Annotated in this window: 9 protein-coding genes (1 of these 9 running past the window's edge); 4 read left to right on the top strand and 5 right to left on the bottom strand. The window is 71.0% G+C overall.

From position 1 onward, the window contains the following. Window positions 1–234, bottom strand: partial view of a hypothetical protein gene (locus D474_RS33055; RefSeq protein ID WP_449289375.1) — the 5' portion only. 63 nt of this gene lie to the left of the window's left edge; 234 of the gene's 297 nt are visible here — the first part of the coding sequence; its start codon is at window positions 232–234; its stop codon lies off the left edge, out of view. 787 nt (window positions 235–1,021) lie between these two features. On the opposite strand from D474_RS33055, the gene D474_RS0126500 reads away from it, so the two are divergent. Further along, entirely contained in the window at window positions 1,022–2,539 is a 1,518-nt protein-coding gene (locus D474_RS0126500; protein WP_017616501.1) for a flavin-containing monooxygenase, read from the top strand. Between the two features lie 13 nt (window positions 2,540–2,552). Here D474_RS0126500 and D474_RS0126495 read toward each other — a convergent pair whose 3' ends face one another. Together D474_RS0126495 and D474_RS0126490 are read right to left on the bottom strand one after the other, a co-directional pair. Continuing rightward, window positions 2,553–2,900, bottom strand: a complete 348-nt coding sequence (locus D474_RS0126495) for a hypothetical protein (RefSeq protein WP_017616500.1) — start codon at window positions 2,898–2,900, stop codon at window positions 2,553–2,555. A gap of 115 nt (window positions 2,901–3,015) precedes the next feature. Continuing rightward, on the bottom strand, window positions 3,016–4,371 hold the full coding sequence (locus tag D474_RS0126490) for a PP2C family protein-serine/threonine phosphatase (RefSeq protein WP_017616499.1): 1,356 nt from the start codon (window positions 4,369–4,371) through the stop codon (window positions 3,016–3,018). A gap of 235 nt (window positions 4,372–4,606) precedes the next feature. Between D474_RS0126490 and D474_RS0126485 the strand changes: the two genes are divergently transcribed. Next, window positions 4,607–5,734, top strand: coding sequence for an SDR family NAD(P)-dependent oxidoreductase (locus D474_RS0126485; protein ID WP_017616498.1), 1,128 nt, complete (start codon window positions 4,607–4,609; stop codon window positions 5,732–5,734). 39 nt (window positions 5,735–5,773) lie between these two features. Then, window positions 5,774–6,739, top strand: coding sequence for a TIGR03557 family F420-dependent LLM class oxidoreductase (locus D474_RS0126480; protein WP_026118824.1), 966 nt, complete (start codon window positions 5,774–5,776; stop codon window positions 6,737–6,739). Between the two features lie 337 nt (window positions 6,740–7,076). On the opposite strand, the gene D474_RS0126470 is transcribed toward D474_RS0126480, so the two are convergent. Next, entirely contained in the window at window positions 7,077–9,566 is a 2,490-nt protein-coding gene (locus D474_RS0126470) for an ATP-dependent Clp protease ATP-binding subunit (RefSeq protein WP_017616495.1), read from the bottom strand. 232 nt (window positions 9,567–9,798) lie between these two features. Next, a complete protein-coding gene (locus D474_RS0126465; protein ID WP_040704575.1) occupies window positions 9,799–10,749 on the bottom strand; it encodes an aldo/keto reductase in 951 nt (316 codons plus the stop codon). Window positions 10,750–10,964: 215 nt separating this feature from the next. Here D474_RS0126465 and D474_RS0126460 point away from each other — a divergent pair, with 215 nt between their 5' ends. Then, window positions 10,965–13,091 (top strand): hypothetical protein, encoded by a 2,127-nt coding sequence (locus D474_RS0126460; RefSeq protein WP_017616493.1) that lies wholly within the window; start codon window positions 10,965–10,967, stop codon window positions 13,089–13,091. Window positions 13,092–13,370 lie beyond the last annotated feature (279 nt).

The following is a 13,370-nucleotide window of genomic DNA, read 5'->3' as shown; positions in this document are numbered from 1 at the left end:
CCGTACCTCCTCGTACCGCGCGACCCGGCGCGGGCAGGACAGGCGGCTCATCGTCCGCTGCGCCGTGGCGGCCTCCAGGTGGCTGCGCCGGAACCCGCCCACACCTGTGCCGGGTCGGCCCAGTGCCACGAGCACGTCCGGGTACGGGGCCACTGCCTGCTCCAGGGCGCCCGTGTGCGGGGCGCGCTCCACCGGTACCCACACCCACAGCGCCGACGTGCTGGCCACGACCATCAACCGGTACGGGGCGCCGCNGCGTCTCCGCTGCTGCCGCTCCACAGGACGGCGGCCACATGAGGTCCGGTCAGCTTGTACCCGAGCTTGCGTTCGGCCCGAGAGGGGGACAGGGGCGCTCCTTCCAGGATGAGCCCGACCGCCTCCCGACGTTCTGCGTTGCTGCCGCGGGTCAGCTCCTCGCGTTCGGCCTCCACGAGCTCGGAGACAGCCGCGACCGTGTCGTCGACGAACGCGGAGATCGACAGTGCCGAGGCCTCCAGGAGCTCGCGCAGCTCCTCCGGATCCGAGGTCAGGGAGAAACAGATCTCCATCCAGCGCCGCCAGGCCACGCTCTGACCGATCCGGTAGGTGTCCAGGGCGTGCTCGTCCAGTCCGCGCCGGACCAGGTCGCGGGCGATCTCCAGGGTCTCGGGCCCGGTGTTGGGGGTCACTCGACGGCCCGGGCGCTGGAAGTTGGCCGACGCCCAGTGCAGCAGCACCGCCAGGTTGGAGCGGCGCAGCGCGTCGGCCAGAGCGGGGTCCTCGGCCACCTGTGTCATGCGGCCCCGGCCGAGCACAGCGGTGTTGAGCTCCTCGATCCACTCCTCCCGGGGCGTGAGGGCGATCTCGGCCCCGCTGCGGAAGAGCTCCCGGACCCGCGGCGAGAGGTCGGGCCAACGCTGTTCCATGGGGACATTGTGCACCGGAGCGAGCCGCAGACTGGTGCGGGGTGCATCTTTCCCGCGGGGGCCGTGGGCGGGACGGTGAATGAGTACATTCGTCGCCCCAGGGACCAGGAGCGCCCATGAATCCGACCGACTCGCCCACCGAACACCTCGACGTGCTCGTCGTCGGAGCCGGGATCTCCGGGATCGGGGCCGCCCGGTACCTGAAGACCCGCCACCCCCGGCGCAGCTTCGCGATCCTCGAGGCCCGCGACGTTTCGGGCGGTACGTGGGACCTGTTCCGCTACCCGGGGATCCGCTCCGACTCCGACCTGTACACCTTCGGCTACGACTTCCGTCCCTGGCGCGAACGCGAATCCATTGCCACCGCCCCGCGCATCCTGAACTACCTGCGGGAGACGGCCACCGAGAGCGGACTGGACCCCCACATCCGGTACCGGCACCGGGTCGTGGCGGCCGACTGGTCCTCGGAGCAGGCCTGCTGGCAGGTCGAGGTCGAGCGCACCGACACCGGGCAGCGCCTGTACATGGGGGCGAACTGGATCTTCTGCGCGAGCGGCTACTACCGCTACGACCAGGGCCACACACCCCATTTCGAAGGACGTGAGCGATTCGGCGGCCGCATCGTCCATCCCCAGCACTGGCCCGAGGACCTCGACCACACCGGCAAGCGGGTGGTCGTCATCGGCAGCGGCGCCACCGCCTTCACCCTCGTGCCGGCCATGAGTGAGCAGGCCGAGCACGTGACCATGCTCCAGCGCACGCCGACCTACGTCGTCCCCGTCCCCCGCGAGGACGGCCTGGCGGCGCTCTTCACCCGACTCCTCGGACCGGACCGGGGCTCTGCCGTGACACGGCGCAAGAACATCATCCAACAGCGTGCGATCTGGGAGCTGTGCCGACGCTTCCCTCGCGGGGCGCGCAAGGCCATCCGTGCGGTCAACGCCCGGCAGCTGCCGACCGGCTACCCGGTCGATCAACACTTCAACCCGCCCTACGACCCCTGGGACCAGCGCCTCTGCCTGGTGCCCGACGGCGACTTCTTCCGGGAGATCCGCCGGGGCCGGGCCTCGGTGGCCACCGACCGCATCACGACCTTCGTCGAGCACGGTGTGCAGCTGGAATCGGGCCGCGAGCTGCCCGCCGACATCATCGTCACCGCCACTGGACTGACCCTGCAGATCGCCGGCGGTATCGAGCTCAGCGTCGACGGAGAACCGGTCTCCTACCCCGACACCGTCGTCCACCGCGGCAAGATGCTCAGCGGCGTGCCCAACTTCTCCCTGGCCGTCGGCTACACCAACGCGTCGTGGACCCTCAAGATCGGCCTGTTGTGCGACTACTGGTGCCGACTGTTGTCCCACATGGACGCCCGCGGCCACGACACCGTCGTCCCGGTCGCCCCGGAAGGCATGGACACCCGTCCGCTGCTGGACTTCGACGCCGGGTACGTCAGGCGGGCCCTCGACCGTCTGCCCCGCCAGGGGGCGCAGGACCCGTGGCTGATGTCCGCGGGATACCATGAGGACCGCAAGCTCTTGAGCGGCAGTGTCGAGGACCCGAATCTGCGCTTCTCCGGGCCCGGCGACCGTGTACCCGCGGAGGCAGGGTCCGAGGCGTCGCCGCTGCAGGGCTGACGCCCGGCGGTGCTCACCGGCCGGAGGGGCCCTCGTCCCCGGGGTCCTGGTCGTCCTCCTCCTGTGTGTAGGGGTGGGAGCCGCTCTGCCCGTACTCGCTCTCCTCGCCGCCGGGCTCCTGGTCCTGCGGATACTCACCCCGGGTCGCGGCGCGGCGGGCGTCCGGGTCGTACATGCGCTCGTAGCCGGTCGGGTAGCGCCGGTCGTCGGGGGTCTCCTCCCAGTACTCCTCCGAGCGCACCGCCTCCTGGGCGCGCATCCGCGACCAGCGCAGCACGCCGAGCACGATGAAGATGACCACGATCGGCACGGCGATGGTCACCAGGACCCAGATCAGCCATGCGGTACCGAGTGTGTCCACGGTCGGCCCCCTTCCGTTCGGCAGGGAGGGACGCTGCCGCAGAGGACAGCCTGGCCCTGGGATACCCGAGGCCGGGGCGGCTGTAACGGCAGGACCATGCCGGCGGGGCGCCCTCTCAGCCCCGGCCGGACCCCCGGTCCGGACCCCTCGGCCGCACGGTGAGCACCGTGATGTCGTCGTGCTCGCCGTCGCCCAGCCAGTCGCCCACACGTTGGGCGACCCACTCGGCGGTGGCGTGCGCCGAAGCGCCCCCGCACTCGCGCAAAAGGTGCCGGAGCCGTTCCTCACCGAGCATCTCCCCGCCGCGCAGCGGGTTGCGGGCCTCGGTGACGCCGTCGCTGTAGAACACCAGGCTCTCGCCGGGTTCCAGAACCAGGTCCGTGCTCTTGAACACGGCCTCCTCGATCGCGCCGACGAACAGTCCTCCCACCCGCACATCGCGGACGGCTCCGTCGGGGCCGACCACCAGCGGAGCCGGGTGTCCGCCCCCGGCCAGGCGCAGCGACAGTGCACCACCGCGCGCGGGTTCTGCCCGCCCCAGAAGCACGGTGCTGAACTTCTCCGGATCGGTGCGCAGCATGAGCACGTTGAGCAGGCTCAGCAGCGTGCGGGGGTCCTGCTCCACCAGGCGCAGGGCCTCCAGGGACTGGCGCAGCATCCCGCTGAGCAGAGCCGCGTCGTTGCCCTTGCCGCACACGTCGCCGAAGGCGAGGTCGAAACCGTCCTGGCACGGGTGTACTCCGTAGAAGTCCCCGCCGATCCGCTCGGCCTCCACGGAGGAACGGAACACCGCGCCCAGCTCGGCGTGCTCCACCTCCGGCAGCGGCGCCGGCACCAGTGCCGACATCAGCGTCGATGCGGTGCGGGCCTGGTGTTGGTACAGGCGGGCGGTGCTCAGCGACGTGCCCAGGCCCTCGGCGTAGTCGCGCGCCGTTCCCGGGCTCACGTCGAGCGCACCGCTGCTGCGATGCAACAACAGCGCCCCGGCCACCTCTGTCAGTCCCGGGACCGCCACCGCCCGGAACGCCCTCGGGCCGTTCCGCAGGGGCAGGAACGTGCGTATCAGCGTTTCCACGGGGTCGCCCGGTGCGGGCTCACCCTCGCAGGCCGTGCCCCGCAGGATCTCGTCGAGCCACGGAGCCGAGGCCACCGTCTCGGCGCTCCATGTGCCCTGGCCGGTGCTGACCCGGCACCGTCCCGGCTCGTCCTGGAAGGCGCACCACCAGTGCACCGAACCGTCGGGCCCGGCGAGGAAGAGCGCACACAGGTCGGCGGCCTCGGGGACCGGGTGGCGCACGGCCTGCTCGATCACGCGGTCGGGGTGGAGAAAGTTCCCGAGGGCGCGGGCGCCCGAACGCAGCCGCTCCTCCGACCCGATGGGGCCGTGGGGTGCGTCGTACATAGCGTCGCCGACCGGGGCGGGGCGGCCGCTCTCCGACAGCGGCCGGGTGTTGCCGCCCTTGACCAGCACGGGGTCCCCTTCCCGGAGGTGGTGACGTTCCAGGCGGCCTCGACGGTCCGCAGCGCAGACGATACCCACAGTGACACAGATATTCCGAGCCGAAATGTCTCTCCGCGCGCTGTCCGGTGGGCCCAAGAGCGCGAACGCGGAACCCCATCTCTTCCCACCTGCGGTTTTTACGTCCCGACTGGCGGGTAACCGACACACCACGTCCGCAGTCCCCTGACGAAACGGAGACCCACCGGTGAGCGGTTGGAAGGCACCCGTCGCGCTCCTCGGAGCCCGCTGGGCCCTGAACAGGTACCGCAACCGGAGGCGCCGCCCCACCAGGGGCGAACGCGCGCTCGACCTCGCCGCCTGGGCCGGGGCCGGCGCCCTCCTCGGGGTCGGGGCCTCGGCTCTGGCCGAACGCCGCCGCTCGGGACGTCTGCACGGGTGTGTCACGCTCGTCACCGGCGGGACCCGCGGCTTCGGCCTCCAGCTTGCGCGCGAGTTCGGTGCCGGCGGGGCCTCCGTCGTGGTCTGCGGCCGCGACCCCGACAAGCTCGACCGGGCCGTCACCGAGCTCGCCGGCCGAGGTGTCGATGCGCACGGCGTGGTCTGTGATGTCACCGACCGCGAACAGGTCCGTGCCCTCGTCGGTGAGACCGTCGAACACTTCGGACGCCTCGACGTCGTGGTCAACAACGCCGGCGTCATGCGCGTGGGACCGGCCGAGGCGATGGAGGACGACTACTTCACCGAGGCCATGGACATCATGTACTGGGGCCCCTTCAACGTCGCACGCGAGGCCCTGCCGCACCTACGCGGAACCGAGGGGTCCCTGGTCAACATCACCTCCATCGGCGCCTACCTGACCGTCCCCCACCTGTTGCCTTACTCCACCGCCAAGCACGCCTGGGCCGCCCTGTCCGAGGGGCTGGCCGCCGAGACCGGTCGGAGCGGGGTGCGGGTGACGACCGTCGTTCCGGGCATGATGCGCACCGGTTCGCACCGAGGTGTGCTCTTCGTGGGCGATCCCGAACGCGAGTACACCTGGTTCGCCCTCCTGGCCGGCCTGCCGCTGCTGAGCACCAACGCCGACCGGGCCGCCCGCCGCGTCGCCTCCGCGACCGCGCGCCGTCAGGGGTTCGTCGTGCTCAACCCCACCACCCGCGCGGCCATGGCCATGCACGGCCTGGCCCCCGGCCTGACGCAGCAGGCGATGCGCGTGGTCGGGCGGGTCCTGCCCTCGGTCCCCGACCACGTCAGCGCACGCACCGGGAACGAGAGCGGCCACAGCAGGATGGGGCGGCTGGCCGAGAGCGCGGCCGCGCTCAACGAGCGGGCCGTCGACCGACTCAATCAGGACACGCGCGACCGGCGAGAATGAGGCCGGCCGGGGTGCGCGGCCGACGACGGGGGAGTGCACGTGACGCGCATCGGCTACTTTCTTTCCAGCGAGGAACACACCCCGCGGGCGCTGGTCCGCCAGGCTCAGGGGGCCGAGGCCGCCGGGTTCGAGGCTCTGTGGATCAGCGACCACTTCCACCCCTGGTTGGAGAGCCAGGGGCAGTCGCCGTTCGTGTGGACGGTGGCCGGGGCGGTCGGACAGGCCACCGCCCTGCCCATCACCACCGCCGTGACCTGTCCGACCACACGCATGCACCCGGCGGTGGTCGCGCACGCCACTGCCACCACCGCCGCTCTGGCCAGGGGCGGGTTCACACTCGGGGTGGGCACCGGTGAGGCCCTCAACGAGCACATACTCGGCCTGCCCTGGCCGCCGGCCGCTCAGCGCATCGCCATGCTGGAGGAGGCCATCGAGGTCATGCGCCAGCTCTGGACCGGCAAGCTCATCACTCACCGCGGCGAGTACTACGACCTCGACACCGCCCGCATCTACACGCTGCCCGAGGAACGCCCGGGTGTGTACATGTCCGCGTTCGGGCCCAAGGCCACCACGCTGGCCGCGAGCGTGGCCGACGGCCTCATCCAGGTCGCGCCCAGCCCCGACACCATCGAGATGTTCCGTTCCCGGGGCGGTGCGGGAAAACCCGTCCAGGGAGGACTCAAGGTGTGTTGGCACCAGGACGAGGCCGAAGCACGGCGCCTGGTCCACCACCGCTGGCCCACCGAGGCCCTGCCGGGGGAAGNCCCCCACCCCCTGCCGCTGCCGCGCCACTTCGGCCAGCTGACCGGGGAACTGGTCAGCGAGGACATGGTTGCTGCGAAGGTGCCTTGCGGGCCCGACCCCGACGCGCACATGTCGGCGATCCGCCCGTACCTGGAAGCGGGGGTGGACGAGGTCTACATCTCCCAGATCGGCGACGACCAGGAGGGGTTCTTCGAATTCTTCACCACCGAGCTCCTGCCCCGTCTGAGAGCCGAACGATGACCCGGCCCGGCATTCCCGGGCCGCCGGACGTCCCCCAACGAAGGAGGTAGTGCACATGCCGACCCGGACCCGACACGGGACCGTACGGGAACCCGATCCGATGCCGCCGGATCCGTTCCCCCCGACACCCATGCCGCCGCCCGAGCCCGAACCGGAGCCGGAGCCGATGCCGCCCGAGCCCCCGGTGCCCGGGCGCCCCGGCCCCGAACCGGAACCGGAACCGGCCTGACCCGCCCGGCACGCACCGCGCCGGCCCGCCGCGCCCGGCACTCCGGCACACATCGGCCCCGGACCGTCACGGCGACGGTCCGGGGCCCGACTCTGCCCGGGGCCCGGGTCAGAAGGTGTCGACGGTGTTGATGGTCAGCTCGTCACCGCTCGCATCGACGAGCACACGGTCACCGGGGACGATCTGGCCGTCCAGCACCATCCGGGAGAGCTTGTTGCCGATGTTGCGCTGGATCGTGCGCGCCAACGGCCGCGCCCCGTAGGTGGGCTGGTAGCCGCGCTGCGACAGCCAGCCGACCGCCTCGTCGGTGAAGCGCACCGCGATGTCCTTGTTCTTCAGGCGCTCCTCGGTCTTCTCCAGCATGAGCCGGGTGATCTGGCCGATCTCCTGCTCGTCGAGCTGCTTGAAGACGATGACCTCGTCGATGCGGTTGATGAACTCGGGTCGGAACTCGTCCCGAAGCCGGCGCAGCACCCGCTGCTCGGTGTCGGTGTCCATCTCCCCGCTGCTGGTGAAACCCATCGGGGCCCCGCCGGTGATCGCCTCCGAACCCAGGTTGCTCGTCATGATCACCACGGTGTTGCGGAAGTCGACCGTGCGCCCCTGCCCGTCGGTCAGGCGGCCGTCGTCCAACAGCTGCAGCAGCAGGTTGAACACGTCCGAGTGGGCCTTCTCGACCTCGTCCAGGAGCAGCACCGAGTACGGGTGGCGGCGCACCGACTCGGTGAGCTGCCCGGCCTCCTCGTACCCGACGAAGCCGGGGGGAGCACCGGTCAGGCGGCTGGCAGTGTGCCGCTCCTGGAACTCGCTCATGTCGATGCGGATCAGCGACTCCTCGGAGCCGAACATCGCCTCGGCCAGCGCCCGCGCCAGTTCGGTCTTGCCCACACCCGTGGGCCCGAGGAACAGGAAGCTGCCCACCGGCCGGTCCGGGTCGTCGAGCCCGGCCCGGTTGCGGCGGATCGCCTCCGACACTGCCGTGACCGCCGCGTGCTGGCCGATGACCCGCCCGTGCAGGACCTCCTCCAGGTTGACCAGGCGCTCGCGCTCCTCCTGGGTCAGCTGGCTGACGGGGATGCCCGTGCTGCGGGAGACCACCTCGGCGATGTCGTTCGCGCCGACCTCGGGCACGGCCGAACCGGTGCCCCGGGCCTGGTGCATCGAGCTGCGGGCCTCGATGATCTCGTCGCGCAGCCGCCCGGCGCGTTCGTAGTCCTCGTCCTGGACCGCCTTCTCCTTGCTCTCCTCCAGCTCCTTGAGGTGGTTCTCGATCTCGCGCAGCGCCGAGCTGGACGACTTCAGGCGCAGGCGCACGCGCGCGCCCGCCTGGTCCACGAGGTCGATGGCCTTGTCCGGCAGGAACCTGTCGGTGACGTAGCGGTCGGAGAGTTCGGCGGCGGCCACCAGGCTCTCGTCGCTGAAGCGCACCTGGTGATGGGCCTCGTAGCGGTCCTGCAGTCCCCGCAGGATCTCGATGGTGTCGCCCACCGACGGTTCAGGCACCTGGATGGGCTGGAAACGGCGTTCCAGAGCCGCGTCCTTCTCGATGTTCTTGCGGTACTCGTCGACGGTGGTCGCACCGATGATGTGCAGTTCACCGCGGGCGAGCGCCGGCTTGAGCATGTTCCCCGCGCTGGTGGAACCCTCCGCGGCGCCCGCGCCCACGATCGTGTGGATCTCGTCGATGAAGATCAGCAGTTGGTCGGAGTGGGCGCGGATCTCCTCGACGATCTGGTTGAGGCGCTCCTCGAAGTCGCCCCGGTAGCGGGTTCCGGCCACGATCCCGGACAGGTCGAGCTGGACCAGGCGCCGCCCGCGCAGGACGTCGGGGACGTCGTCGTCGAAGATGCGCTGGGCGATGCCCTCGACGATCGCGGTCTTGCCCACGCCCGGGTCACCGGTGAGCACCGGGTTGTTCTTGCGGCGGCGGGCCAGGACCTCGATGCACTCCTCGACCTCGGCGTCGCGGCCCACGACCGGGTCCAGGCGTCCTTCCCGGGCGAGCTCGGTCATGTCGGTGCCGAACTCGTCGAGCGAGGGGGTGTTGGAAGGCTCGGACTCGCTCTGCTCGGTGGGGGCCTGCGGCCCCGAGGCCTGCTGCAGGGACTGAGGGCTCACCCCGGAGTCGCGCAGCAGCTGGCTGACCGGGTTGTCCGGGTTGACCGCCAGTGCGAACAGCATGTGCTCGGGTGTGATGCTGGAGCTGCCTGTGGCGCGCGCGATCTGCAAGGCGTCGAGCAGAGCGCGCTTGGCGGAGGGTGTGAGCCGTGCCGAACCGCGCACCGACCGGGGCGCCTGCGCGACGGCCTGGTCGATGACCTCCTCCAGCTTGGAGATCTGCGCGTCGGTGCGCTCGATCAGTTCGCGCGTGGGCGGATAGCGCAGCAGGGACCACAGCAGGTGCACCGAGTCGACGTCGGCCCCACCGGACTCCACGGAGCGGTGCACGGCCGCGTCGGCGACCTGTCGCGCCTCGGGGCTCATCAGTTTGGACAGGTCGACCCGCCGCACCGGTCCGCGTGCACCGAGGAAACGGGCCAGGAACTCGTCGAAGGAGCCGGGATCGTTGCCCCGGTCGTCGGGAAATTCATTCGTCATCTCGTCTCGCCCCCCGTGCTGTGTGTGGTGCGTCAATGACCTTACGTGATTGCCCCTCGTTCCTTCGTGAGGGGTCTCGGGCGATATCGAAGAACGTTGCCGAACCTCCAGGAGTTCCCGCTGTGTCGGGGCGGCCTACCCGTGCAACCCCGAGCTGCAACAACCCGGGCGGCCCGATCCCGTGTGTGATGGATCGCGCCGAAGAGCCGACCGGGGCGGAGGAGGGTGGGGATCAGGCCGAGGCCGCGGTCAGGGCCTCGGACTCCTCCGCCGTCAGCCGCAGCTCCGTCACCGGGAGCAGGCCGTCGAGCTGGTCGAGGTCGCGGGCGCTGGCCAGCACCGAGCTCACACCGGGACGCCCGACCAACCACGCCAGCGCCACCGCCGCCTGCGTCGTGCCGTGCTCGGCCGAGATGCGGTCCAGTTCGGCCAGGACCCGCTCGCCGCGCGGCTCCTCCAGGTAGTCCCACGCCTTGCCGGCCCGCGGGCTGTCGACCTCCGCGCCGCCCTTGCGGTACTTGCCGGTCAGGAACCCGCGCGCCAACCCGAAGTAGGGCAGCAGCGAAAGGTCCCGCTCCTCCGCCAACGGCACCAGGTCCGACTCGATACCGCGCTCGACCAGGTTGTACTGCGGCTGCACACAGACCGGAGCGTGCAGGTCGCGGTCCGCGCAGAGGTCCATCCACTCGGCGATGCGCCCCGGGTTGTGGTTGGACAGCCCCACGTGGCGCACCTTGCCTTCCTCGACCAGGTCGGAGAAGGCCCGTGCGCTCTCCTCCAGCGGGGTCTCGGAGTCGTCGAAGTGCGCGTAGTACAGGTCGATGGTGCCCACACCCATGCGCTGCAGGGACGCGTCGGCCGCAGCACGGATGTTGGCGGCGCTCAGCCCCGGGAAGTCGGGGTGCCCGCCGACCTTGGTCGCCAGCACCAGGTCGTCCGGGCGGCCCCGATCGGCCAACCACCGTCCGATCACCGACTCCGACTCGCCGCCGCTGTGCCCCTCGGCCCAGGCGCTGTAGACGTCGGCGGTGTCCACGAAATTGCCTCCCGCGCGCACGTAGGCGTCCAGTAGGTCGAAGGAGGTCGCTTCGTCGGCGGTCCACCCGAAGACGTTGCCGCCGAAACACAGGGGAGAGACGTACAGGTCGGAGGGGCCGAGCCGGCGCAGTCCGGTCGCGCTCATGGTCACCGCGATTCGTGTGGGGTGGAAGGCCCTGGAGGCCGCTGTCGCGGGAAGGCTATGCCCGCGTCCCGGGGGAGGGGCAAGCGCCGTTCCGGACGAGGCGTATCGGCCCGGGACCGAGACGGCCGTTTTCAGCCACACCCGGGGTCTGTGCGCCGGATCCGGCAGGATTAGGGTGGCGATGCCCCTGAACCCCCGGCCGCGAGGATCCTCCCGTGCACGAGCCCGAGAACCGTGTCAGCAACAATGTCGGACCGGTCTCGGGGAATGCCAAGGTCCTTCAGGGCAGGAACATATACGTCACCGTGCGGGGCGGTGACGGTGAGGGCGACGCACCCGGGTACGACCTGCCCGCGCCACCGGCGATGGTCGACCGCGAGGAGCCCCTGCGCGCGGCCCTCGAGGCCATCGACCGCGGACGCGACCACGCCACGCTGCTGTACCTGATCGCCGGCCCCGGGCAGGGTTCCTCCGCCCTTGGGTTGAAGATCATGCACGAGAGCTGGGCCGCGTACGGGGAGCGCTTCTCCGACCGGTACCACCACGCCGACCTCTCGAGGAACGACGTGCTCTTCGCGATCGCCGAGGAACTGCGCCGCAAAGGGGTCCCCGAGAACCAGATCCCGGCTGTGCCTGAGAAGCGGCTGCGGGCGCTGCGCGAGCGGCTCGAATGGAACCGGCCCACCGCCGTCCTGGTCGACTCCCCCCGAACCCCCAGTGAGATCGTGCCCTTCGCCGCGACCAGCCCCGGCAGCGTCGTCGTGGCCCTGATCAAGGGCGAATTCGACTTCGACACCCTCACCCTCGAGGAACAGCGGATCCTTGAACACGTCGAGCAGCGCGTCATCCCCCTCCGGCCCCTGTCGGAGGACCACGCCCGAGACCTGTTCTGCCGTCGTGCTTCGGTGGAGATGCGCACGCGGCAGGACGAGGCGATGGTGGACCGGTTCGTGCGCGCGGCCGACGGCGACACCGTGTTCCTGAACGCCTACGCGCGGCGGGTCCTTGCCGCTTCGTTCCAGCACGAGGACGCACTCGCCCGGGTGTACGCAGAGGTCTTCCCGGATGCTCGGGACGAGGCGCCGGCCACTGACGCCTGGGTGCCCGAGGGGCTCAGGGAGTTGGTCGGGGTGCTCGCCCGCCTGCCCGACGCCGACTTCGGGACCGATCTGCTGCGCCGCCTGACCGGCCGGAGCGCCGACGGCCTCGTGTCCGACCTGGAGGAGCTCGTGCGCAGCGGGGTCCTGCATGCCCTGCGGTCCGGACCGCGAACCCCGGGGGACCGGTACTTCTTCGCCTCCGGCAGTCTGCGGCGTTCCCCCTCCTTCCACATGAAGGGAAGCATGGACGAGATCACCACGACCCTCAGGCACTACGCCGAACTCGGATACGCGGCCCACCGTGCGATCTTCCCCGACCGCTGGCTACAGATCGAGCTCGACGGGGACACCGCCTTCCCTGCGGGCACCGACCGTGCCCGCTCCTTCGCCACCGCGGACGAGGCGGGACGGGCGCTGGAGGCCGAACGCGGCGCCCTCATCGCAGTCATCACGCACGCGGTGCTGCACGGCTACCACGCCGAGGCCGCGGAACTGTGCGAGGTGTTGTGGCCGTTCTGGTTCACCCGTGGGTTCTTCGGCGACATCGGCGACACCCACCCCGCCGTGCTCCGGGGCTCCGCCGGCCGTCCCGCGGCACCGCCCGCGCGGCTCTCCCGGATCCATGCCCAGTGCTCCGTGGCCTTCCGGCGCGAGCGCCACCTGACCGAGGCCCGCAGCGACGCCGAACGTGCGCTCGAACTCGCGGAGGGCGCCCACCCCCTCGTGCTGCTGACCGCGCAGGAGGCCCACGGGGACGCCCATGCGGCCCTGGGCAACCGGGCCCGGGCCCGGGACAGTTTCGAACAGGCACGGCAGAGCGCTCTGGCGGTGGATCCGGTCGACGAGCGGGCCCTGTACATCGCCGAACGCAAGTTGGCCGACCTGCTCCTGGACGGTGCCGACCCGGACCTGCGGGAGGCGGCCGAGCTGCTCGACCATGCCAGGTCCCTGCTGCCGGAGGGGGACGACCAGAACCAGGGCCGCACTCACACAGTGACCGCCCGGTTGCGGGCCCGGGCGGGCGACACCGCCGCGGCGCTCGTCGAGTACGACTGGGCCATCGAGCGCCACGGCCGGTTGGACGACCGGCGCCGCATGGCCGACAACCACCTCGAGCGCGCCGACCATGCGCCGGAGGGTCCGCGGCCGGATCTGGAGCGGGCCCTCGCTTTGTACGGAGAGGTCGGCGCGGACGACAAGGTGAGGGAGGTGCGCGAGCGCCTGGACGCTCTGGATCGGTGAGCGTTGATCGGTGCTGAGGGGGTGGGGTTGGGTGTGAGTGGCTTCCTCTGGGTGGGGTGTTGTTCGGTGTTGCCTCGGGGGTGGTGGTTCGTCGACGGGCGAGGCCGCGATCCCTGGTTCGGCCGGTTTTCTCGCGGCTCGTTTCGGCGCATGGTTCGTCGGGGCGTTTGGACCGGGCTCGTGTGGCCGGGGTGGGGGCGGGGTTTGTGGTGGGCGGTCTGTGGTTGAGGGCCTGTGGGTGGCGGCTTGTGGTTGGGGTGGGTGGTGTTCGTCGTCGGG

The organism is Nocardiopsis salina YIM 90010 (genome assembly GCF_000341025.1).
Classification (GTDB): domain Bacteria; phylum Actinomycetota; class Actinomycetes; order Streptosporangiales; family Streptosporangiaceae; genus Nocardiopsis; species Nocardiopsis salina.
This window is presented reverse-complemented; position numbering and strand designations above follow the sequence as displayed.